The 21622-nt window shown below is 62.0% G+C and carries 19 protein-coding genes; 13 read left to right on the top strand and 6 right to left on the bottom strand.

Going from position 1 to position 21622, the window contains the following annotated elements:
• The first annotated feature begins 5 nt into the window (after positions 1–5).
• Together GTP77_RS00850 and GTP77_RS00845 are read left to right on the top strand one after the other, a co-directional pair.
• The gene (locus GTP77_RS00850; protein ID WP_161070274.1) at positions 6–479 is read left to right on the top strand and encodes an Lrp/AsnC family transcriptional regulator; all 474 of its coding nucleotides are present in this window, start codon (positions 6–8) and stop codon (positions 477–479) included.
• A gap of 17 nt (positions 480–496) precedes the next feature.
• Positions 497–892, top strand: coding sequence for a hypothetical protein (locus tag GTP77_RS00845; protein WP_161070273.1), 396 nt, complete (start codon positions 497–499; stop codon positions 890–892).
• Between the two features lie 52 nt (positions 893–944).
• Here the strand turns inward: GTP77_RS00845 and glmU are convergent, their stop codons facing one another.
• Positions 945–2333, bottom strand: coding sequence for a bifunctional UDP-N-acetylglucosamine diphosphorylase/glucosamine-1-phosphate N-acetyltransferase GlmU (gene glmU / locus GTP77_RS00840; RefSeq protein ID WP_161070272.1), 1389 nt, complete (start codon positions 2331–2333; stop codon positions 945–947).
• Positions 2334–2357: 24 nt separating this feature from the next.
• Here glmU and GTP77_RS00835 point away from each other — a divergent pair, with 24 nt between their 5' ends.
• The 5 genes from GTP77_RS00835 to GTP77_RS00815 all read left to right on the top strand — a co-directional run bounded on the left by GTP77_RS00835 (position 2358) and on the right by GTP77_RS00815 (position 5466).
• Positions 2358–3257 (top strand): DUF6279 family lipoprotein, encoded by a 900-nt coding sequence (locus GTP77_RS00835; protein ID WP_228894189.1) that lies wholly within the window; start codon positions 2358–2360, stop codon positions 3255–3257.
• A gap of 30 nt (positions 3258–3287) precedes the next feature.
• Entirely contained in the window at positions 3288–3923 is a 636-nt protein-coding gene (gene rsmD / locus GTP77_RS00830) for a 16S rRNA (guanine(966)-N(2))-methyltransferase RsmD (RefSeq protein ID WP_161070271.1), read from the top strand.
• Between the two features lie 81 nt (positions 3924–4004).
• Positions 4005–4508: a pantetheine-phosphate adenylyltransferase gene (coaD, locus tag GTP77_RS00825; RefSeq protein WP_161070270.1), complete on the top strand. Its 504-nt coding sequence runs from the start codon at positions 4005–4007 to the stop codon at positions 4506–4508.
• A gap of 9 nt (positions 4509–4517) precedes the next feature.
• Positions 4518–4778 (top strand): YfhL family 4Fe-4S dicluster ferredoxin, encoded by a 261-nt coding sequence (locus GTP77_RS00820; RefSeq protein ID WP_161070269.1) that lies wholly within the window; start codon positions 4518–4520, stop codon positions 4776–4778.
• 85 nt (positions 4779–4863) lie between these two features.
• Positions 4864–5466 carry a chalcone isomerase family protein gene (locus GTP77_RS00815; RefSeq protein WP_161070268.1) on the top strand — a complete coding sequence of 201 codons (603 nt, stop codon included), beginning with the start codon at positions 4864–4866 and terminating at the stop codon, positions 5464–5466.
• A gap of 58 nt (positions 5467–5524) precedes the next feature.
• Here GTP77_RS00815 and GTP77_RS00810 read toward each other — a convergent pair whose 3' ends face one another.
• Positions 5525–5767 (bottom strand): hypothetical protein, encoded by a 243-nt coding sequence (locus GTP77_RS00810; RefSeq protein ID WP_228894191.1) that lies wholly within the window; start codon positions 5765–5767, stop codon positions 5525–5527.
• 177 nt (positions 5768–5944) lie between these two features.
• On the opposite strand from GTP77_RS00810, the gene GTP77_RS00805 reads away from it, so the two are divergent.
• A complete protein-coding gene (locus GTP77_RS00805) occupies positions 5945–6913 on the top strand; it encodes a LysR family transcriptional regulator (protein ID WP_161070266.1) in 969 nt (322 codons plus the stop codon).
• 158 nt (positions 6914–7071) lie between these two features.
• On the opposite strand, the gene GTP77_RS00800 is transcribed toward GTP77_RS00805, so the two are convergent.
• Together GTP77_RS00800 and GTP77_RS00795 are read right to left on the bottom strand one after the other, a co-directional pair.
• Positions 7072–8541 (bottom strand): methyl-accepting chemotaxis protein, encoded by a 1470-nt coding sequence (locus GTP77_RS00800; protein ID WP_228894192.1) that lies wholly within the window; start codon positions 8539–8541, stop codon positions 7072–7074.
• Positions 8542–8667: 126 nt separating this feature from the next.
• Positions 8668–9123 (bottom strand): Lrp/AsnC ligand binding domain-containing protein, encoded by a 456-nt coding sequence (locus GTP77_RS00795; RefSeq protein ID WP_028833852.1) that lies wholly within the window; start codon positions 9121–9123, stop codon positions 8668–8670.
• Between the two features lie 207 nt (positions 9124–9330).
• Between GTP77_RS00795 and putA the strand changes: the two genes are divergently transcribed.
• On the top strand, positions 9331–12963 hold the full coding sequence (putA, locus tag GTP77_RS00790) for a trifunctional transcriptional regulator/proline dehydrogenase/L-glutamate gamma-semialdehyde dehydrogenase (RefSeq protein ID WP_161070264.1): 3633 nt from the start codon (positions 9331–9333) through the stop codon (positions 12961–12963).
• A 398-nt stretch (positions 12964–13361) separates the two neighbouring features.
• Here putA and GTP77_RS00785 read toward each other — a convergent pair whose 3' ends face one another.
• Both GTP77_RS00785 and GTP77_RS00780 read right to left on the bottom strand, forming a co-directional pair.
• On the bottom strand, positions 13362–14072 hold the full coding sequence (locus GTP77_RS00785; protein WP_161070263.1) for a 5'-methylthioadenosine/adenosylhomocysteine nucleosidase: 711 nt from the start codon (positions 14070–14072) through the stop codon (positions 13362–13364).
• A 504-nt stretch (positions 14073–14576) separates the two neighbouring features.
• The gene (locus GTP77_RS00780; protein ID WP_161070262.1) at positions 14577–16907 is read right to left on the bottom strand and encodes a diguanylate cyclase domain-containing protein; all 2331 of its coding nucleotides are present in this window, start codon (positions 16905–16907) and stop codon (positions 14577–14579) included.
• A 358-nt stretch (positions 16908–17265) separates the two neighbouring features.
• Between GTP77_RS00780 and GTP77_RS00775 the strand changes: the two genes are divergently transcribed.
• The 4 genes from GTP77_RS00775 (at position 17266) to GTP77_RS00760 (ending at position 21583) form a co-directional block, all read left to right on the top strand.
• A complete protein-coding gene (locus tag GTP77_RS00775) occupies positions 17266–18303 on the top strand; it encodes an NAD(P)H-dependent flavin oxidoreductase (RefSeq protein WP_161070261.1) in 1038 nt (345 codons plus the stop codon).
• A 29-nt stretch (positions 18304–18332) separates the two neighbouring features.
• Positions 18333–19964 carry a GMC family oxidoreductase gene (locus tag GTP77_RS00770; protein WP_161070260.1) on the top strand — a complete coding sequence of 544 codons (1632 nt, stop codon included), beginning with the start codon at positions 18333–18335 and terminating at the stop codon, positions 19962–19964.
• A gap of 141 nt (positions 19965–20105) precedes the next feature.
• Positions 20106–20876 (top strand): ABC transporter ATP-binding protein, encoded by a 771-nt coding sequence (locus GTP77_RS00765; protein ID WP_161070259.1) that lies wholly within the window; start codon positions 20106–20108, stop codon positions 20874–20876.
• A complete protein-coding gene (locus GTP77_RS00760) occupies positions 20876–21583 on the top strand; it encodes an ABC transporter ATP-binding protein (RefSeq protein ID WP_161070258.1) in 708 nt (235 codons plus the stop codon). The genes GTP77_RS00765 and GTP77_RS00760 overlap by 1 nt, the downstream gene beginning before the upstream one ends.
• Positions 21584–21622: the final 39 nt, after the last annotated feature.

Genomic DNA, 21622 nt, shown 5'->3' with positions numbered 1-21622 from the left:
TTTTTATGAATATTCCAAATTCGGAGCTGGACGAAGTGGACCGCCGCATTCTGAACGCGCTGCAGGAGAATGCGGCCCTTACCAATGCGGAGCTGGCGCAGGCGGTGCACGTGTCGCCGCCCACCTGCCTGCGGCGCGTGAAGCAGCTGACGGACAGCGGCGTGATACTGCGGCAGGTCGCTATCGTAGCACCGGAGGCGGTAGGCGCGCGCCTGACTGCCATCGTGGAGATTACGCTGGATGTGCAGGCGGCCGAGCGCATGGTGGAGTTCGAGCAGCACGTGGCCGGCGACGAGGCGGTGCTGCAATGCTACCGGGTGTCGCCCGGGCCGGACTTTGTGCTGGTGATACAGGTGGCAGACATGCGGGCCTACAACGCGCTGGCGCACCGCCTGTTCGCGGCGCACACCAATGTGCGCAACGTGAAAACCTACTTTTCCACTCTGCGCAGCAAGTTCGAGACGCGCATAGCGGTGTGAGTTATACAGCCTTGTCCATGGGTTTTCCACGTGGTTATACGGGGCTTATCCGCCGCTTTTCCAATGGTTTTTCACAGGCTTATCAACATCGCGGAACAGGCCGGATTGCGCCTCGGGCTGATTTCGGCCTTGCGCCAAAGTTATCCCGCTATTTCAACAGCCTTGCCCACAGCTTTATTCACATGCCCTCCGCCCTTATCCCGGGTTTTGCAACGCTTATCCCAGCCTTATTCCGGCACTTACCAACAAAGTTGTCCACATTTTTTGGTAAACCTGTTTGTTTACACAGTAGAAATGTTCAAAACCGGTATGTACTTGAATACAAGGAAGTTGTTGGCAAGTTATCCTCCAGTTGCCCCAAGCTTGTCAGCCTGTTCTCCTCAAGCTTGCCCACATCTTTATCCACAGGCTGAGGGCATAAAAAAACGGCGCCTCACGGCGCCGTCGTAGAAACACAGGGCAGTTTTACTTCTTGATCTTCACCGGACGCTTCCAGCCCGGAATCGTCAGCTGCTTGGGCCGCGAGATGGTCAGCTGGTCCGCCGGGGCGTCCTTGGTCAGCGTGGTACCCGCGCCTATGGTTGCGCCACGGCCCACGGTCACCGGGGCCACCAGCTGGCTGTCGCTGCCGATAAAGGCGTCATCCTCGATCACGGTGCGGAACTTGTTGGCGCCATCGTAATTGCAGGTGATCACGCCCGCGCCCACGTTCACGCGCGAACCCACGGTGGCGTCGCCCACGTAGGCCAGGTGGTTGGCCTTGCTGTGCGCGGCGATCTGGCTGTTCTTCACTTCCACGAAGTTGCCGATGTGGACATCTTCCGCCAGCACGGTGCCAGGGCGCAGGCGCGCATATGGGCCGAGGATGGACTTGGCGCCCACCACCGCGTCTTCGATATGGCAGAAGGGCTTGATCTGCACGCCTTCGGCGATGCGGGCGTTCACCAGCACGCTGTGCGCGCCCACGGTAACGCCGTCCGCCAGTTCAACCTTGCCTTCGAACACGCAGCCCACGTCGATGGTCACGTCGCGGCCGCAAATAAGTTCGCCGCGCACGTCGAGGCGGGCCGGGTCCATCACCGTTACGCCGCGCTCCAGCAGCGCCTGGGCGATATTGAGCTGGTGGATGCGTTCCAGCTGGGCCAGCTGCACCTTGGAATTGACGCCCGCCACTTCCCACACGCCGCCGGGATTGGCCGACACCACCGGCACGCCATCCGCCACGGCCTGGGCCACGATGTCGGTCAGGTAGTACTCGCTCTGGGCGTTATTGTTTTGCAGCGCGCCGAGCCACTTCTTCAGGTGCGCGGTCGGCGCCACCATGATGCCGCTGTTGATTTCCTTGATGGCGCGTTCTTCGGCGCTGGCGTCTTTCTCCTCCACGATGCGGACAATGTTGCCGCCCGCCTGGCCGCCTTCGCGCACGATGCGGCCCAGGCCGAAGGGATCATCCTGCACCACGGTGAGAATGCCCAGCTTGTCCGTGCCGGCCGCGTCCACCAGGCGCTGCAGCGAGGCGGCGGTGGTCAGCGGCACGTCGCCGTACAGGATCAGGGTAGGGCGGGCTTCGTCCAGCACCGGCAGCGCCTGCATGACGGCGTGGCCGGTGCCCAGCTGCGGTTCCTGCAGCGCGGCGGAGATGTCGGCGCCGGGCACCTTTTTCTCCTTTTCCAGCTGCTCCAGCACGGCTGCGCCGCCGTGTCCGTAAATAACGCATAATTTAGCTGGAGACAGGCCGCGCGCGGTGTCTATCACGTGCGACAACAGCGGCTTGCCGGCCAGCGGATGCAAGACTTTGGGCAGGGCGGACTGCATGCGTTTGCCCATGCCTGCGGCGAGAATAACGACGTTCATAGGCCTACTCAAAAAGTTAAGAATATGGAAAAGTTTAACATGCAGGGCCGCGCCAGCCGGGGCGCACGCTACATTTTCCTGGCCATGATGCTGGCGCTGCTGGCCGCCTGCAGTTCGCTGCGCCTGGCCTATAACAACGGCGACACGCTACTGTTCTGGTGGCTGGACGCCTATGTGGACCTGGAGGCGGCGCAAAAGCCGCCGGTCAAGTCCGATATCGGCGACTTTTTCCATTGGCACCGCAAGACCCAGCTGCAGGATTACGCCCAGGTGCTGCACCATGCCCAGCAGCAGCTGCAGGGCAACCCCACGCTGGCCGACCTGCAGGAGGACTACAAGGACATCCGCGCGCGCACCCAGACCATGCTGCTGAAGGCGGCGCCCGACATCGCCGAGCTGGCGCTGGCGCTGAAACCGGCGCAGCTGGAGCAGATGGAGAAGAAATTCGCCAAGAACAATAGCGACTTCCGCAAAAAGAACATGAAAGGCGGGCGCGAGGAGCAGCTCAAGTTCCGCTACAAGAAATCCATGGAGCAGTTCGAGCTGTGGTTCGGTGATTTCAGCAGCGAGCAGGAAGCCGTGATACGCAAAGCGTCCGACGCGCGCCCGCTGGACAATGAACTGTGGCTGGACGAGCGCCTGCGGCGCCAGAAGGGCATCCTGGCGCTGGCGCGCCGCATCCAGCAGGAGAAGCCGTCGCAGGCGGCGGCCGAGGCCATGGTACGCGAACTGATCCAGGAGAATTTCGAGCGCACCGAGCAGCCGTCCGACCGCAAGCCCTTCTTCGACGCCTACACCAAGGGCACCATGGAACTGGTGCTGACGGTGGTGCGGATAGCCACCCCGGCGCAGAAGGCGCACGCCAATAAACGCATGCAGGACTGGATAGAGGATTTGAACGCGCTGGCGGCCCAGGCAAAGTAGCGGCAGTCGGCCGCATGGTATAGTGCCGCCATGCAAAAGAAGCCCGCCAAACCCGCCAAAGTGCCCGTCCACGGGCCGAAACACAGCAACCAGGTCCGCATTATCGGCGGCGCCTGGAAACGCACCCCTTTGCCCGTGCTCGAAGCGCTGGGCCTGCGTCCCACGCCGGACCGCGTGCGCGAAACCGCCTTCAACTGGATCAGCCACCTGCGCGACGGCGAATGGGCCAGCGCCCACGTGCTGGACCTGTTCGCCGGCAGCGGCGCGCTCGGCTTCGAGGCGGCCAGCCGCGGCGCGGCCAGCGTCATCATGGCCGACACCAATACCGCCGTGGTGCGCCAGCTGGACGCCATCAAGGCCAAGCTCAACGCCAGCAATGTGCAGCTGCTGCGCAGCGACGCGCTGGCCACCGCCCAGTCGCTGGCCGTGCGCGGCCAGAAATTCGACCTGATCTTCCTCGATCCGCCCTACCAGCAGGATTTTTTGGCGCGCGCTTTGCCGCTGTGCAGCAAATTGCTGAAGGAAAACGGCCTGGTGTACGCCGAATCCGGCCTGCCGCTGACCTTCGAAGAAGGCGAGGCGCCCGAGTGGATGGCGGGCTGGCAAGTGGTCCGGGCTGACAAGGCGGGCATGGTGTTCTATCATTTACTGCAGTACACCGGCTAAGCAGGCGGCCCCCCGGCCCTGAGCGGCCGCCTGATTTTCAGGCATAATGCGCGTTCTATGGTGCGACGCAAGGGAGCCGCAATGGTAGTAGCCGTATATCCGGGAACGTTCGATCCGCTGACGCGCGGGCATGAAGATTTGGTGCGCCGCGCATCCGGCCTGTTCGACACGCTGGTCGTGGGCGTGGCCGACAGCCAGAACAAAAACCCCTTCTTCTCGCTGGAAGAACGCCTGGAAATCGCCAACGAGGTGCTGGGCCATTATCCGAACGTGAAGGTGGAGAGCTTCTCCGGCCTGCTGAAAGACTTCGTGCGCCAGCATGATGCGCGCGTGATCGTGCGCGGCCTGCGCGCCGTGTCCGACTTCGAGTACGAGTTCCAGATGGCGGGCATGAACCGCTACCTGCTGCCGGACGTCGAAACGCTGTTCCTGACCCCGTCCGACCAGTACCAGTTCATTTCCGGCACCATCGTGCGCGAAATCGCCATGCTGGGCGGCGACGTGTCCAAGTTTGTCTTCCCCTCCGTCGACCGCTGGCTGCAAAAGAAAATTGCCGCCATCAAGGGCGCGCCGGCGGCGGAATAAGGAATAACCATGGCTTTACTGATTACCGACGAATGCATCAACTGCGACGTGTGCGAGCCCGAGTGCCCGAACGACGCCATCTACATGGGGGCCGAGATCTACGAGATCGACCCCAACAAGTGCACCGAATGCGTGGGCCACTTCGACGAGCCGCAGTGCGTGGCGATCTGCCCGGTGGAGTGCATTCCCCTCAACCCGGCCTGGGTTGAGAGCAAAGAACAGCTGATGGCGAAATACGAACGCCTGACGGCAGGCCAGGCGCCCAAATAAGCAACCCTGACCCCATTTTTAACGCTGCCCCCGTTTTCCATAGTGGTATATTTGCCCTACACAAATACCACTATGGAGACTTTGCATGATTTTCCCCCGCCGGACTGTACTGAAAAGCGCTGCCGCAGCTAGCCTGCTGGCGCTGGCCTCCCTGTCTGCGCTGCCGGCCTTCGCCGCCGAAGTGGCGGGCGTGAAGTTCGATGAGACGGCCACCGTCAACGGCGCCACGCTGAAGCTCAATGGCGCCGGCCTGCGCACCAAAGTCATCTTCAAGGTCTACGCGCTGGGCCTGTATCTCACTGAAAAGAAATCCACCGTGCCGGAGATCCTGGCCGCCGATGGGCCGCGCCGCGTGCGCATCGTGGTGCTGCGCGAGCTGACGTCCGAGGAGTTCGGGAAAGCCTTTATGACTGGCCTGAATGACAACACCGACGCGGCCGAGCGCGCCAAGCTGGTGCCGCAAACCAAGCAGTTCGGTGAAATGTTCGCCATGTTCCCCGCCCTGAAGAAGGGCGACGTGCTGACGGTGGATTGGGTACCCGGCTCGGGCTCGCAAGTTATGTTGAACGGCAAGAATGTCGGCGGTGTGCTGCCGGACCTGGCCTTCTACAATGCGATCCTGCGGATCTGGCTTGGCGACAAGCCGGTGGACAGCTCGCTGAAGCCTCAGCTGCTGGGTGAAAAATAAAGTTGTTGCGGCGCGGCAGGCGGTTTTCACCGTCTTGCCGCGCAGTGCTGCTTAAAGCTTAGGCGCGCGCGGCCATGGCGCGCAGCTCGGCCGCATGGCTGGGGGCGCTGTCCATGGAATTGAGCATGCGGTTCAGCATCATGGCGTCCTGCATCAGGCGGCGCTGCAGGCGCTGTTCCTTGTTCAGCTTGGGTTTCACCACCAGCAGCAGCGCGCGCGCAATGCCGCGCAGCAGGGGCTTGAACAGCAGCAGCATGGCCAGCGCCAGCACAGCGCCCAGCAGGATTTGAATCGCGTCCATGATGGAGATTCCGGAGGTCAGAGCTTGTACAGCAGAAATGAAGGTAGACATTGAAGTTCAGGTGCAATTACAATCAAGTGTAACTATAGTGCGCCGCAACATATAAATCCAATTCCGTTTCCCGATAACAACCATGTGAAACGTGAATATCAGTCCTAACCACCGAGCCGAGTATTTATGAGCTTCCTGACGCTGGACTTGAATTTGCTGCGTGTTTTCGACGCGGTGATGACCGAGCAAAACCTCACCCGCGCCGCCGGCCACCTGGCCATGACCCAGCCGGCCGTCTCCAACGCCATCAAACGCCTGCGCGAAAGCCTGGGCGACGAGCTGCTGATACGCACCGCCTACGGCGTCAAACCCACCCCGCGCGCCGAAGCGCTGTGGCCGTCCGTGCGCAGCGCGCTGGCCAGCCTGGAAGCGGCGGTGACGCCGGAAACCTTCGACGTCTCCAAGGCGCACGCCACCTTCCGCCTGGCCATGGCCGACGCCACCGCCGCCTTCTGGCTGCCGTCCTTGATGCGCTCGATCGAGCGCGAAGCGCCGGGCGTGAACGTGCGCATGGTGCCGCTGACCACCCGCGAACCGCGCCCCATGCTGCTGCGCGGCGACGTGGACCTGGCGGTGGGCTTCTTCCCCGGCGTGGCGGCGCAGTTATCGAGCGACACCAGTTCGCCGATACGCCATGAACGTTTGTATTCCGGCCACTATGTATGCGTGATGCGGCGCGACCATCCGCTGGCAAAGGTCGACCTGACGCTGGAAAACTACTGCACCGCCAACCACCTGCTGGTGAGCTTCTCCGGACGCGCGCACGGCCTGGTGGACGAGGCGCTGGCGCAGATCCAGCGCGAACGGCGCATTCTGCTGACCGTGAACCAGTTCTTCACGGCGGGGCGGGTGGTGGCCAATTCGGATCTGATCACCGTGCTGCCCAAGCACCTGATCGCCTCCACCGGCATGACGGACGCGCTGATCCACAAGGAGCTGCCGTTCACGCTGCCGGCGGTGCACCTGGACATGCTCTGGCACGAACGCGACGCGCGCAGCCCGGCGCACAAATGGCTGCGCTCCAACCTCGAAGGCATGAACAGCGTGGCCCAGCGCACTGCACCGGGCACTACGCCGCGCAGCGATACCTACTGAGCTGGCGGCGCAATGGCGGGTTACGCGCTCCGCGCTAACCCGCCCTACGTGGCATCGTGGCATCGTGGCATCACGGTATCACGGTATCACGGTATCGTGGCATCGCGGTGTCGCGGTATCGTAGGGCGGGTTAGCGCCAAAGGCGCGTAACCCGCCAATCAATGTGCGGCGGAGCGGTAGCCGATGCGGAAGCCGCCCCAGTGCTGGCCGTTGACGTAAATGGGCGCCGACAGGTCGTGCATCACTTCGCCCGTGTCGCGCTTGTAGGTCTGCAGCAGGAAGGGCTGGGTGTTGGCGCCGCAACGCTTGCCAGTGCGGTCGCTGAAGATGCGCTTGGTGCGGTTGTTGACGATGTCCACGTCGTAATCGCCCGTCAGCGGCTGCGAGAATTTCTTGTTGTGGGTGGGGAAGTAGCCGTTGTTGTCCACCGCGCCCGCATAGGCCAGGTGCGGCATGCGCGCCAGCAGGCCTTCCTGCAGGTCCGGCAGCACGCGGTCGGTAAACGCGTCGAACTTGGTATTGTGCTTGGGCGGGTCGGTGTTGGGGATGGCCTTGTACTGGCGGTCGAACAGCGCCGCTTGCGTGATCTTGCCGCCGGCGATGGCCGCTTCGAAGATCTTGCCCACTTCCCGGGCCGCCGTCTGCGCCGCCAGCCGGATCTCGTCGTGCGCGGTTTCAATATCGGACATGCCCAGCGCGGCCGTGATCACTTCGGCGCGCTCGGCCAGCGCCATCGCCGAGCCGGCCGCGCGCGGCAGTTCCTTGTCGGTGGACAGCATGCTGTCGCGGATCTGCGTGATGGCGTCCGCGATCACGCGCGTGGTTTCCACGTGCTCCCGCGCAGCCTGCGCGATTTCGCCGATTTCCTTTTCCGATACGCCGGACGACTGCTGGATGCTGCTCAGCAGCCCGTGCACCGTTTCCACGTTGCCGGCCGCCTCGCTGACCATGCCGGCCAGCGAATCCATGCCGGCCGTGGCCGACACCGCCTGCTCGTTGATGGCGCGCACCATGGCGCTGATCTCGTCGGTGGCTTCCTTGGTGCGCTGCGCCAGCTGGCGCACTTCGCCGGCCACCACGGCAAAGCCGCGTCCCTGCTCGCCGGCGCGCGCCGCTTCGATGGCGGCGTTCAGCGCCAGCAGATTGGTGCGCGCGGAAATTTCAGTAATGGCTTCCGTGAAGCCGTAGATGCGCTTGGCTTTTTCCTGCAGGCTGGCCATGGTGGCGGCGGCCTGCTGCGCGTCGCCGCGGGCGCGGCTGATGCGGGCCAGGCCCTGGTCCACTTCGGCGCGGCCGGTTTCGGTTTCGGCGCGCACCTGGGCCGCCACCCGGGCTGCGCGCTCGGCGTTGGCGGCGATCTGCTCGGTGGCGCGCGCGTTCTGCACGGAGCTGGAGACGATGCCGCTGGCCGTGCGCACGTCGCTTTCAATTTTCTTTTTGACGGAGTCCACAAAATACGAGGTTTCCGCCGCGCCTATCATGATGGCGTCGATTTCCTCGCCCACGGTGTGGGCAAAGCGGCGCGTGCCGTCCTCGCCGCCGCCGCCGGCCGCCTGCGCCAGCTGGGCCGTGAGCGCCGCCACCAGGCCCGCCAGCGTGGCTTGCCACAGCGAACCAGCGCCAGCCATTTGCGCCAGCCAAGCAGCGCCAGCGCCTGCCGCCGTTGCCCCGAGTATCCATAAAACTTGTCGCACCTGCTTGTGCTGCAACTTCATTTGACCTCCGTCTCCGTAGCGGCTTAGGCTTGCCGATCACTATTTGATCGGCAGCTTGCTCGTATTTTTTACTTCTTCCATCACAGCATAGGTATGGGTTTCGCGCACGCCTTTTTGCAGCAGCGTCTTGCCCAGGAATTCGCGGTAGGCCGCCATGTCCTTCACGCGCGCCTTCACCAGGTAGTCGAAGCCGCCGGCCACCATATGGCACTCCAGCACTTCGGGGATTACCTGGACGCTATGTTTGAATGCATCAAACACTTCCGGCGTGGTACGATCTAGCACCACTTCAATAAACACCAGCAGCGATACGTCCAGCAATTGCGGGTTGAGCTGGGCGGTGTAGCCCATGATATAGCCGGACTCGTGCAGCTTGCGCACGCGCTCCAGGCAGGCAGCAGGCGACAGGTTGACACGCGCGGCAAGCTCGACGTTGCTGATGCGACCGTCACTTTGCAGCTCCATCAGTATCTTCTTGCTGATCTTGTCGAGCATGAGTTATTCCCCTCAAATTATATTTGGTTAAATTCTCTCATCAAAAACAATGTATTGCTAGTCTTTAGTAATACCAGAATTAATCCGATACAAATCCCTCTACAATCGAAACATTAGTAGCGCCCAGATTACGCTCGCCCAGCCGTGTGCCGGACGGGCGTTTTTTCCATGCGCGCGCCCTGAATTCCCATTGTAGAAAGCCTTCCCATGCAAGCAGTCAATCCGGCTTCGGCCGCTCCGTTCTCCACCCTGCAAGCCGAAATCCTGCGCGAGCCCAGCCCGCAACGCGCCGCCATCACCGCCGCCTACCGCCGCGACGAAGCCGGCGCCGTGCAGTGGCTGCTGGGCCAGGTCCGCGAAAGCGGCGCCGCCGAAGCGCAGGCGCTGGCGCACCGCCTGGTGTCGTCCGTACGCAAGGAGCGCACCCGCGCCTCCGGCGTGGACGCGCTGATGCATGAGTTTTCGCTGTCGTCCGAGGAAGGCGTGGCGCTGATGTGCCTGGCCGAAGCACTGTTGCGCATCCCCGACAGCGCCACCGCCGACCGCCTGATCGCCGACAAGATCAGCAAGGGCGACTGGCGCAAGCACCTGGGCGAATCGCCGTCCATGTTCGTCAACGCCGCCACCTGGGGCTTGCTGGTGACCGGCAAGCTGGTCGGCTCGAGCAGCGAGCAGGGCCTGGGTTCGGCCATCACCCGCCTGATCGCCAAGGGCGGCGAGCCGCTGATCCGCAAGGGCGTGGACCTGGCCATGCGCATGCTGGGCAACCAGTTCGTGACCGGCCAGACCATCGCCGAAGCGATCAAGAACGGCGAGCCGAACGAGGCGCGCGGCTACCGCTATTCCTACGACATGCTGGGCGAAGCCGCGCTGACCGAGGCCGACGCCGCCCACTATTACAGCGCCTACGAATCGGCCATCCACGCCATCGGCCGCGCCTCGAACGGCCGCGGCATCAAGGACGGCCCCGGCATCTCCGTGAAGCTGTCGGCGCTGCACCCGCGCTACTCGCGCGCCCAGCACGCCCGCGTGATGGACGAGCTGCTGCCGCGCCTGACCGCGCTGGTGCTGCTGGCCAAGCAGTACAACATCGGCCTGAACATCGACGCCGAGGAAGCCGACCGCCTGGAACTGTCGCTGGACCTGATGGAGGCGATGGCCTTCAACCCGGCGCTGGAAGGCTTCGACGGCATCGGCTTCGTGGTGCAGGCTTACCAGAAACGCTGCCCCTTCGTGATCGACTACCTGATCGACCTGGCCAAGCGCAGCGGCCGCAACTTCATGGTGCGCCTGGTGAAGGGCGCCTACTGGGACGCCGAGATCAAGCGCGCCCAGGTGGACGGCATGCCCGGCTATCCGGTCTACACACGCAAGGTCTACACCGACGTGTCCTACCTGGTGTGCGCGCAGAAGCTGCTGGGCGCCACCGACCGCATCTTCGCGCAGTTCGCCACCCACAACGCGCAAACCCTGGCCACCATCCACACCTGGGCCAAGGAAGCGGGCGTGACCAACTACGAATTCCAGTGCCTGCACGGCATGGGCGAGTCGCTGTACGACCAGGTGGTGGGCAAGGACAACCTGGACAAGGCATGCCGCATCTACGCCCCGGTGGGTTCGCATGAAACGCTGCTGGCCTACCTGGTGCGCCGCCTGCTGGAAAACGGCGCCAACTCGTCCTTCGTGAACCAGATCGTGGACGAAGCCATTCCGGTGGAATCGCTGATCAAGAACCCGATCGACGCCGCGCGCGAGCAGGGCGGCGCCCCGCATCCTTCCATCCGCCTGCCGCTGGACCTGTTCGGCGCCGAGCGCCGCAATTCCGCCGGCCTCGACCTGTCCAATGAAGACGTGCTGCGCCAAGTTGCCGCCACGCTGGCCGAGCCGCGCAGCTGGAGCGCCGGTCCGCTGCTGGCGGGCGCGCTGACCATAGGCCAGCCCTCGCTGCCGGTAGTGAACCCGGCCCAGCGCAGCGACACGGTCGGCACCGTGACCGAAGCCACCGCCGCCGACGTCGACAGCGCGCTGGCCAGCGCCAGCGAATTCGCCATGGACTGGCAGACCACCGAACCCTCGCTGCGCGCCGCCGCCCTGATGCGCGCGGCCGACCTGTTCGAACAGAACATGCTGGAACTGATGGCGCTGGCCATCCGCGAAGCAGGCAAATCGCTGCCGAACGCCATCGCCGAGATCCGCGAAGCGGTCGACTTCCTGCGCTACTACGCGCAGCAGGTGGGCTCGTCGGCCAACACGCTGGCGCTCGGTCCCGTGACTTGCATCAGCCCGTGGAACTTCCCGCTGGCCATCTTCACCGGCCAGGCCGCCGCCGCGCTGGCGGCAGGCAACGTGGTGCTGGCCAAGCCGGCCGAACAGACCCCGCTGATCGCCCACCGCGCAGTACAGCTGATGCATGAAGCGGGCGTGCCGCGCGCTGCGCTGCAATTCCTGCCCGGCCGCGGCGAAGTGGTCGGCACCGGCCTGTGCAACGACGCGCGCGTCAAAGGCGTGATCTTCACCGGCTCCACCGAAGTGGCGCAGCTGATCAACCGCACCCTGGCCAAGCGCGCGGTGGCCGAAGGCGCCGACATCCCGCTGATCGCCGAAACCGGCGGCCAGAACGCCATGATCGTCGACTCCTCCGCGCTGCCCGAGCAGGTGGTGCAGGACGCGATTTCCTCCGCCTTCGACAGCGCCGGCCAGCGCTGCTCGGCGCTGCGCGTGCTGTTCCTGCAAGAAGACATTGCCGACAAGACCATCAAAATGCTGAAAGGCGCGATGGGCGAGCTGAACATCGGCAGCCCGGACCGCCTGATCACCGACATCGGCCCCGTCATCGACAGCGAAGCGCAGCAAAACCTGCTGAGCCACATTGAAGCGATGAAGAAGTCCGCCGTGAACCACTTCTCGCTCAACGTGCCCGTGGGCGCGGCCGGCACCTTCGTGCCGCCCACCGTGCTGGAAATCCGCTCGCTGGACGAGCTGAGCAAGGAAGTCTTCGGCCCCGTCATGCACGTGATCCGCTACAAGCGCGCCGACCTGGGCAAGATCGTCGAGCAGATCAACACCAGCGGCTACGGCCTGACCCTGGGCGTGCATTCGCGCATCGACGAAACCATCGACTTCATCACGGCGCGCGCGCATGTGGGCAACATCTACATCAACCGCAACATCGTCGGCGCGGTGGTGGGCGTGCAGCCCTTCGGCGGCGAAGGCAAGTCCGGCACCGGCCCGAAAGCCGGCGGCCCGCTCTACCTGAAGCGCCTGCAGCGCGGCGCCGTCACGCCGGCCCAGCACGCCCGCCTGTCCACCCCGGCACTGGACGCGCTGCAAGTCTGGGCCAAAGGCAAAGGCAAGCAGACCGTGGTCGCCCTGGCGGACCAGTACGCCCACAGCACCGCCCTGGGCAGCACCATCGAGCTGCCTGGCCCTACCGGCGAGCGCAACACCCTGCGCTTTGCCCCGCGCGGCACGGTGGTATGCCTGGCCGACGCGGAAGACGTGCTGCTGAACCAGCTCGCCGCCACCTTGGCCACGGGCAACCGCGCCATCGCCGTCTGCAAAACCCTGCCTGCGGACCTGCCTGCGGCCGTGCTGGACCAGATCCAGCAAGTAAGCAGCCTCGGCAGCATCGATTGCAGCTTCCAGGTGGCCTTGGTTGAGTCTGCCCTGGTCCCGGGTGTGCGCGAGCAGCTGGCGGCCCGTGACGGGGCTCTGGTGGCCCTTATCGACACCCTGGCGGACGAAGCCCTCCCGCTGTGGCGCCTGGTAGCCGAGCGCGCCCTGTGCGTCAACACCACCGCCGCCGGCGGCAACGCCAGCCTGATGACCCTCAGCGTCTAAGTACCCCCGTCCCATCCCCAAGCCAGGCACCCCGCCTGGCTTTTTTTATTTCCGCCCCTCAAAAAGGGGTCAGGGTTAATTAATCGGGCAACATTCTTGAGTTTTCTCATGGCCGCCTTTTGCTGCGGGCCATGCTGGGCTGATACCCCGTCCACCCCGCATCCAGCTTGACGACGTTCCGCTGCACCTTGTGCAGCGCGGCCACAACCGCGCCGCGTGCTTTTTTGACGATGAGGTCAGGGAGTACTACCTCGATTGGCTGGGCGTGGCGCTGGAACTACAACAAGCCTGTGGGCAATTCCGAATTTATCCACAAGGTCGAGGAATTGACCAATTTGCAGTGTGAGATCAACCCTTCAGGCCGGCCTCGACTGAAAAAATAGTCAACCCTGACCCCTTTATTGGGGTTGGCAGAAGTGTTTCAGGATGTTGTAGGCGTAGCGGGAGGCGACGGTGTGGACAAAGTGCATGAAATCCACAGCCGCGTCTTCGTTGGCGTTGTCGGAGATGGTGCGGATGATGCCGAAGGGGATGCCCAGCTCGAAACACACTTGCGCAACCGCTGCACCTTCCATTTCCACTGCCAATAATTCAGGCAAGGCGTCTTTCAAGGCGTTCAGCTGGGCTCGTTTGTTGATGAATTGGTCGCCGCTGGCGATCAGGCCGCGGTGGAATTGGGGGCTGCCGGGTTCGTTTTGCAGGAAATCGCGCGCTGCAGTGGATAGCCGGCGCGTCAGTTCTCGGTCGCTGGCGATACGCGATTGGCCTGTCAGCGGGATTTCGAACCTGGGAAAGAGCGGGCTGGCGTCCATGTCGTGCTGAACCAGGCTGTCTGCAACAACCACATCTCCCACTCTGACGCCCAGGTCTCCACTGCCAGCCACGCCTGTAAAGACGATGTGGGTAACTCCGAACTTTTCCACAAGGATGCTGGCCGTCATTGCAGCGGCTACTTTCCCGATTCTGGACAGCACACAGACGCTGTCTACACCCCAAAGCCTGCCCGCAGTGTAGTCGCGCATGCCGTGGGTGACCTTGGCGGCGTTTTCCATGGCTTCTATCAGCCCGTTTTGTTCTTCTGCGAGAGCACTGATGATGCCAAGACGCATTTTTCCTCCGTTTTTTCCGCTTCGCGTTCTTTTATAGGTTTACAACAAAAATATATATAAAAAATAGTAGTAGATAGTAAACCGCCGTTTTTTTGTGGATAAGTCTGTTAACAAGTGAAAAATCAAGCGTTTACAGCGTTTACAAGCACATGAACAAGCATTGTATCTACGCAGGAGGACTTCTGGACAAGATTTTCGAGGTGCATAAGTAGCTGGTTTTCCCACAAGTCATCCTGTGGATATCCATCACCTTATCCACAATCGCTGTTTTTGCTTGTTTTTTGGTCTGCAGTGCAAAGCATGCGAAATCCGCGTCTTCCTTAGTTTGTTAACTAAAGCTTTTATATAAAATGATAGTAATAGTAAACGCGCACTTTGCTGTGGATAACTGCCTTAAGAGCATAAAAATCATGGATTTACGGAAAAGATAAGCGGCAGGACAAGCGTTGTATCAGTTCGGGGGCAAAACTTGGATAAATTTTGCTCTGTGGACTTTCCACTTCCTTACTCACATCTCGCCCTGTGGATATCCATAGACTTATCAACAGGCAGGGAGCTTCCGAAGTAGTGATAGCAGTTGCGCCCATGCTGTTTGGCGAAATACATGGCCTGATCTGCGTTTTTGAGCAGGATTTCGGGGTCTGTCGCGTCGTCCGGGAACAGGGCTATGCCTATGCTGGCGGAAATATGGGCGGTTTCCTGCCCCAGCTGGAAGGGAGCGGCCAGGCTGGACAGGATTTCCTGGGCTATACGCTGGACATCGCCGTTGTCTTTGAGCTCGCCAGCGATAACGGTGAACTCGTCACCGCCCAGCCGGGACACGACGTCGGTGCCGCGCACGCAGTGAATGAGCCTGTTTGCCGCCTCTTTCAGCAGCTGGTCGCCCATGGAGTGGCCGAAGGTGTCGTTGACGGCTTTGAAGCCGTCCAGATCGATGAATACCAGGGCCATGGGCAGGCCGGAGCGTTCGGCTTTCCTGATTTCCTGCCGCATCCTCTCCTGGAACATGCGGCGGTTGGGCAATCCGGTCAGGGCGTCGAAGTTGGCCTGGCGCCAGATCAGTTCTTCGGTGGCCTTTTTCTTGGTGATATCGCAGAACAGGGCCACGCGCCGGTATGCCTGGCCATTTTCATCGAATACCGCGTTGAAGCGCAGCGATACCAGGTAGTGCTCGCCCTGTTTGTTTTGATGCCAGACTTCGCCTTCCCACTCGCCGGTGTTGCGCAGCGCGTTCTGCATACGGCGGAAAAAGTCCTGGTCTTGCCGGCCAGAGGTCAGTTCGTAGGCCCAATGGCCTTTCACTTCGTCTTCGGTATAGCCGCTCAGGCGGGAAAAAGCCGGGTTGACGGACAGGATCTTGCCGTCGGCATCCGTCACCATCATGCCTTCGCTGCTGTTTTCATACATCAAGGTTGCCAGTTTCATGGTGGCTTCGCTGGCGCGGCGGGCCGTGATGTCTTCCGCCATGACGAACAGGCCGCGCACCTGGCCGACGGGGCTGAAATCCGGCACATAGCTGATGCCGTCCCAACGCACGCCCTTGCTGGTCTCGAGCGGACGCTCGAAATAGACCATCTGGCCGGTCAGCGCCTTGTGCAAGTGCGGCCGGGAGATGGCGTAGGCGGCCGGGCCGACCACTTCTTCGACGCTTTTCCCCAGCGCCGCCTGCTCGCTGATTTCAAACACCTGGTCGAATAGCCGGTTGGTGAAGGTGTAGCGTTCCTTGCAGTCGACGTAGGTGATCATGATGGGCAGATTGTCGGCAATCAGCCGCAATCTTTCTTCGCTGGCGGAGAGCTTGGCCTCCATTTCGCGGCTGGAGCTGTAGAGCTGACGGTAGCGCAGTTCGCGTTCCTCCAGTTTTGCATAGGATTTCAGCGCAAACATGCCGCTCAGCAGTATCAACAGCAATAGCAGGGCCAGTCCGATACTGCTGATGATGAAGGTGGGACTGGCGAACCACACCGCGTCCTTGTCGGTGCCTCCCACCGTAATGATGAGCGGCAGAGGATCCAGCGCGCGGTAGCTGAACACGCGGGATATCTGGTCCACCTTGCTGGCGGCGCGGAAAGTACCGGTCGGAGTTTTTTTCAAATAGGCGAACAGAATGCTATCGGAGAGGTCCAGATTGAAGGCTGCCTCGACATGCGGCGCGCGAGCGATCAAGCGGCCGTTGCGATGGATCAAGCTGATTGACACATCGTCGGTAATGCGGGAATTTTCAAAGACGGCGGCAAAACGGGTGATATCCAGTGGCGCGACAATGATACCCAGGAAGCGGCCTTGCTTGTCTTCTACTCTACGGCTGATAAATAGCAGTTTTTGGTTTGACACTTTCCCTAGCGAGGGGCCGCTGATGTAGAGCTGATAGGGAGAAGTGCCGGCGCCATTTTTGTGGAACAGGAAATAGTCGCGGTCAGTGTAGTCCACGCCGGTAATCGGCAACTGGTTGGACGTGGCGACGCCTTTTCCGTTGGCGTCGATAAAACTGATCCAGAAATCGTGTGTGAAGGAGGAACTGCGCGAGGAAAGCAGGGTGGAGATGGTGTCGGCCGAGCTTTCAGGAGGCAGGACTTTGATGGCGTTGGAAAAGCCGATCAGCGACAAGTCGGCAAACTGGATGGCGTAGAGCACATGGGCTTCCATGGCGCGCGCGAAGTGCTGGGTCTGGCGGCGTAGACCTGCTTCTCGGTCGATATAGGAAGTATGCAGTTGCCAGGCGACCACCACGATAGCAATCGCCGCCATGGTCAGCAAGCCGGACAGCAGACGCCTGCGAAAGCGCAGGTAGGCTAGTGAGCGGACAATTTCCGTTGTTTTGCGCTGATAGGCCACGGCAACTCCGGCTCTAGGCTGGTTGAATGCTGCAAGTTCAGTATAAGGGTAAAGCGTTGCAGTTGCAGCGTTGCAGTTGTGGTTTCTTTCCGTCAGCGCCGGGTAAGAAGCCTTTGGTTTACTTTAAAGGTAGGTATACAAAATAGTAGTAGTTGTTAACGTCGCCACTTTTCTGTGGATAACCGGGTTAACTGGATTAGAATCAGTCGTTTGCACGCTGTACAACACGGCGGGTATACGGTGTACGGCGGAAGGACTGTATCTGGACAATTTTTCGCGCCCAGGTTTACCTTTTGCTTACTCACAAACCATGCCTGTGGATATCCAGATAGTTATCAACAGGCGCCAGGAGGCTGTAATGGAGTTGCTGTCCCTGTTTTCCCATCCCATCATCCAGGGCCCCATGGCTGGCGGCAGCAATACGCCCGAGCAGGTTGCGGCGGTGTCGAATGCCGGCGCGCTGGGTTCGCTGGCTGGTTCGTTGCTGTCGCCGGATGCGCTGCGTAGCCAGGTGGCGGCCATCCGCGCGCTGACGGACCGCCCTTTTTTGATCAATTTCTTCGTCCAGGGAACGCCGTCGCCGGATGCCGCCAGCGTGGAAGCTGCGAAAACGCTGCTGAAACCGGTTTACCAGGAGTTGGGCTGGAGTGAATTGCCCACGCCAGCCAAGTGGTGCGAGGATTTTGCGGCCCAATTTGCCACTTTGCTGGAATTGCGGCCTGCAGTGGCGAGCTTTACTTTCGACATCCTCAGCCCGGTGCAGGTGGCCAGCTTGCATGCGGCCGGCATTGCCGTGATCGGCACCGTGACGACGATAGCCGAGGCGCTAGCCTGGCAGGCGGCGGGCGCGGATGCGGTGGTGGCGTCGGGAGTGGAAGCGGGCGGCCATCGCGGCACCTTCATCGGCGCGCAGAAGGACGCCACGCTGACCACTTTCGAACTCCTGCCCTCGGTGGCGGCGGCGGTGCGCATCCCGGTGATTGCGGCCGGCGGCATTATGGACGGCAAGGATATCCAGCGCGCGCTGGCGGCCGGCGCCAAGGCTGTGCAAATGGGCACGGCTTTCCTGGTGACCAATGAATCCGGCATCCACCCGGCTTATAAACAGGCGCTGCTGACGGCGGGCGAGCGTCCCACGCGGCAGACGCGCGCCTTTTCCGGCCGCTACGCGCGCGGCCTGGAAAACCGCTTCATGCGGGTGATGGCGGATGTGGAGCTGCAGGTGCCGGCTTATCCGGTACAAAACGCGCTGACCGGCAGCATACGTGCGGAAGCGGCGCGGCGCGGCGACACGGAATGGATGTCGCTGTGGTGCGGCAGCAGCGTGAATCGCGCGCGCGGCATGCCGGCGGCGCGATTGGTGGAAACCTTGCTGAAGGAAATGAAAGCAGGCTAAGCAGTCCAACACAGCGTAAGGAGTGGTCTTTGGAATCTGCAGGACAGTTCGACTACATCATCATCGGTGCCGGCACTGCCGGCTGTGTGCTGGCCAACCGCCTTACGCGCGATAAAAACGTACAAGTCCTGCTGATCGAGGCGGGCGGCAGGGACGACTACCTGTGGATACATATCCCGGTCGGTTATCTGCATTGCATCAACAATCCCCGCACCGACTGGCTGTACCGCACCGAGGCCGACGCCGGCCTGGGCGGGCGCAGCCTGATTTATCCGCGCGGCAAAGTGCTAGGCGGCAGTTCTTCCATCAACGGCATGATTTATATGCGCGGCCAGGCCGGCGACTACGACCGCTGGGCCGAGGCTTGCGGCGACGATAGCTGGCGCTGGGACGCGGTGCTGCCGCTGTTCCGCCAGAGCGAGGACCACCACGGCGGCGCCAGCGAATTTCACGGCGCCGGCGGCGAGTGGCGGGTGGAAAAGCAGCGCCTGTCCTGGCAGATACTGGATGCTTTCCGCGATGCGGCCGAGCAGACCGGCATCCCGAAAGTGGACGATTTCAACCGGGGCGACAACCTGGGCTGCGCCTATTTTGAAGTCAACCAGAAGCGCGGCATACGCTGGAACACGGCCAAGGCCTTTTTGAAACAGGCATCGGCGCGGCCCAATTTCACCTTGATGACGGGCTGTCATGTGGAAAAGCTGCTGGTGGAGCAGGGAGAGCAGGGGCCGGTCTGCAAGGGCGTGGTCTTCACCGGCGGCGGCACGCAGTGGCGGGCGGATGCCAGGCGGGAAACCATCCTGGCGGCCGGTTCGGTGGGCTCGCCGGCCTTGCTGCAGCTGTCCGGCATCGGTCCTGCGGGCATGCTGCACGAACTGGGCGTGGCGCCGGTGGCGGATTTGCTCGGCGTGGGCGCCAATCTGCAGGACCATTTGCAGCTGCGCATGGTGTTCAAGGTGGACGGCGTGAAGACGCTGAATGTGCTGGCCGGCAACTGGCTGGGCAAGATGCGCATCGGCATGGAGTATGCGCTGTTCCAGAGCGGCCCGATGTCGATGGCGCCGTCGCAGCTGGGCGCTTTCGCCCGCTCGGACGCGGGCCAGGCCACGCCCAATCTGCAATACCACGTGCAGCCGCTGTCGCTGGAGAAGTTCGGCGACCCGCTGCACGCTTTCCCTGCCTTCACCGCCAGCGTGTGCAATCTGCGGCCCACTTCGCGCGGCCATATCCGCATCGCCAGCGCCGATTCCTATGCGCCGCCCAAGATCACGCCCATGTATCTGAGCACGCCGGAGGACCGCCAGGTGGCGGCGGACGCGCTGAAACTGACGCGCCGCATCGCCGCTGCGCCCGCGCTGGCGCCGTACCGGCCGCAGGAATTCAAGCCCGGCCCCGAGTTCCAGAGCGACGAGGAACTGGCGGCGGCGGCCAGCGCCATCGGCACCACCATCTTCCATCCGGTCGGCACCTGCCGCATGGGGCAAAAAAACGACACTCTGGCCGTGGTCGACAGCCAATTGCGGGTGCGCGGTGTAGCAGGACTACGGGTGGCGGACGCCTCCGTGATGCCATTTATTACCTCCGGCAACACCAATTCGCCGACCATCATGATCGCGGAGAAGGCCGCGCAGATGATACATTCCGCGTGGAATCGGACCTGATATTTTGAGCCAGATCAAGCCAGCTGGTTTGTAGCCAAACTTGCTAGCTTGATGGTATTTATACTGTATTGTTCATGATTTTTTTTGTGTGTATGATCGGTTGAAAATTTGGCAGTTTATAAAGAATAACCAGGAGATACGATGTCAAACTTCATCTTGGAAACAAGAAATTTGACCAAGGAATTCAAAGGTTTCACTGCTGTAAACGACGTGAATTTGAAGGTCCAGCGCGGCCACATACACGCATTGATCGGCCCCAACGGCGCCGGTAAAACCACCTGCTTCAACTTGCTGACCAAATTCCTGGTGCCGACCTCGGGCCAGATCCTGTTCAACGGCAAGGACATCACCGCCGCCAAGCCCGCCCATATCGCGCGCATGGGGGTAATACGCTCATTCCAGATTTCCGCTGTTTTCCCCCACCTGACCGTGCTGCAGAACGTGCGCATCGGCCTGCAGCGCCAGCTCGGCACCACCTTTCATTTCTGGCGCAGCGAAACCTCGCTGAACCAGCTCAACGCGCGCGCCATGGAGCTGCTGGCCGAGGTGGACCTGACCGAGTTCGCCGACACCGTCACGGTGGACATGCCCTACGGCCGCAAGCGCGCGCTGGAGATCGCCACCACGCTGGCCATGGAGCCGGAACTGATGCTGCTCGACGAGCCCACCCAGGGCATGGGCCACGAGGACGTGCACCGCGTAACCGAGCTGATCAAGAAGGTATCGGCCGGCCGCACCATTTTGATGGTGGAACACAATATGAACGTGGTGTCTGGTATTTGCGACAAGATTTCGGTGCTGCAGCGCGGCGCCATGCTGGCCGAAGGCAGCTATGCCGAGGTGTCCAAGAATCCGCAGGTGATGGAAGCGTATATGGGCACCGAAGCGGCCGAACTGGCGGGGGCGCACTGATGGCGGCCGCACTGGAAATCAGCAATCTGCAGGCGTGGTACGGCGAATCGCACATCCTGCACAACGTGAACATCACGGTGCAGCCGGGCGAAGTGGTGACACTGCTGGGCCGCAACGGCGCAGGCCGCACCACCACCTTGCGCGCCATTATGGGTTTGACCGGCGCGCGCAAAGGTTCCATCAAGGTCAATGGCGTGGAAGCCATCGATCTGCCGACGCACAAAGTGGCCCATTTGGGCATAGGCTATTGTCCCGAGGAGCGCGGCATTTTCGCCTCGCTGTCGACCGAGGAAAACCTGCTGCTGCCGCCGCAATTGGCGACCGGCGAGAAGGGCATGCCGATCGAGGAAATCTACGCCATGTTCCCCAACCTGGAGGAACGCAAGCACAGCCAGGGCACCCGCTTGTCCGGCGGCGAGCAGCAGATGCTGGCGGTGGCGCGCATCCTGCGCACCGGCGCGCGCCTGCTGCTGCTGGACGAGATTTCGGAAGGCCTGGCGCCGGTCATCGTGCAGGGCCTGGCGCGCATGATTACCACCCTGAAAGCCAAGGGCTACACCATCGTCATGGTGGAACAGAATTTCCGCTTCGCCGCTCCGTTGGCGGACCGGTTTTACGTGATGGAGCATGGTCAGATTGTTGAGACTTTTGCTGCATCGGAGTTGAGCGCCAAGATGCCAGTGTTGACCGAACTGCTCGGTGTCTGATTTTTACCGTACCACAACAAAACCCTTAAGGACGGAGAC

Origin of the sequence: Pseudoduganella aquatica (genome assembly GCF_009857595.1) — a bacterium.
Lineage (GTDB): Bacteria > Pseudomonadota > Gammaproteobacteria > Burkholderiales > Burkholderiaceae_D > Rugamonas > Rugamonas aquatica_A.
The sequence above is the reverse complement of the archived record's forward strand: the minus strand, read 5'-3'. Positions and strand labels throughout refer to the sequence as shown.

What these genes read in the sequence shown, in the direction of transcription:
- GTP77_RS00775 (WP_161070261.1), top strand. Translation starts at nt 17,266, where the DNA reads ATGGAGTTGCTGTCCCTGTTTTCCCATCCCATCATCCAGGGCCCCATG.
- rsmD (WP_161070271.1), top strand. Translation starts at nt 3,288, where the DNA reads ATGCAAAAGAAGCCCGCCAAACCCGCCAAAGTGCCCGTCCACGGGCCG.
- GTP77_RS00785 (WP_161070263.1), bottom strand. Translation starts at nt 14,072, where the DNA reads ATGCGTCTTGGCATCATCAGTGCTCTCGCAGAAGAACAAAACGGGCTG.
- GTP77_RS00795 (WP_028833852.1), bottom strand. Translation starts at nt 9,123, where the DNA reads ATGCTCGACAAGATCAGCAAGAAGATACTGATGGAGCTGCAAAGTGAC.
- GTP77_RS00805 (WP_161070266.1), top strand. Translation starts at nt 5,945, where the DNA reads ATGAGCTTCCTGACGCTGGACTTGAATTTGCTGCGTGTTTTCGACGCG.
- putA (WP_161070264.1), top strand. Translation starts at nt 9,331, where the DNA reads ATGCAAGCAGTCAATCCGGCTTCGGCCGCTCCGTTCTCCACCCTGCAA.
- glmU (WP_161070272.1), bottom strand. Translation starts at nt 2,333, where the DNA reads ATGAACGTCGTTATTCTCGCCGCAGGCATGGGCAAACGCATGCAGTCC.
- GTP77_RS00820 (WP_161070269.1), top strand. Translation starts at nt 4,518, where the DNA reads ATGGCTTTACTGATTACCGACGAATGCATCAACTGCGACGTGTGCGAG.
- GTP77_RS00835 (WP_228894189.1), top strand. Translation starts at nt 2,358, where the DNA reads ATGGAAAAGTTTAACATGCAGGGCCGCGCCAGCCGGGGCGCACGCTAC.
- GTP77_RS00850 (WP_161070274.1), top strand. Translation starts at nt 6, where the DNA reads ATGAATATTCCAAATTCGGAGCTGGACGAAGTGGACCGCCGCATTCTG.
- GTP77_RS00810 (WP_228894191.1), bottom strand. Translation starts at nt 5,767, where the DNA reads ATGGACGCGATTCAAATCCTGCTGGGCGCTGTGCTGGCGCTGGCCATG.
- GTP77_RS00845 (WP_161070273.1), top strand. Translation starts at nt 497, where the DNA reads ATGGGTTTTCCACGTGGTTATACGGGGCTTATCCGCCGCTTTTCCAAT.
- GTP77_RS00760 (WP_161070258.1), top strand. Translation starts at nt 20,876, where the DNA reads ATGGCGGCCGCACTGGAAATCAGCAATCTGCAGGCGTGGTACGGCGAA.
- GTP77_RS00765 (WP_161070259.1), top strand. Translation starts at nt 20,106, where the DNA reads ATGTCAAACTTCATCTTGGAAACAAGAAATTTGACCAAGGAATTCAAA.
- GTP77_RS00800 (WP_228894192.1), bottom strand. Translation starts at nt 8,541, where the DNA reads ATGGCTGGCGCTGGTTCGCTGTGGCAAGCCACGCTGGCGGGCCTGGTG.
- GTP77_RS00815 (WP_161070268.1), top strand. Translation starts at nt 4,864, where the DNA reads ATGATTTTCCCCCGCCGGACTGTACTGAAAAGCGCTGCCGCAGCTAGC.
- coaD (WP_161070270.1), top strand. Translation starts at nt 4,005, where the DNA reads ATGGTAGTAGCCGTATATCCGGGAACGTTCGATCCGCTGACGCGCGGG.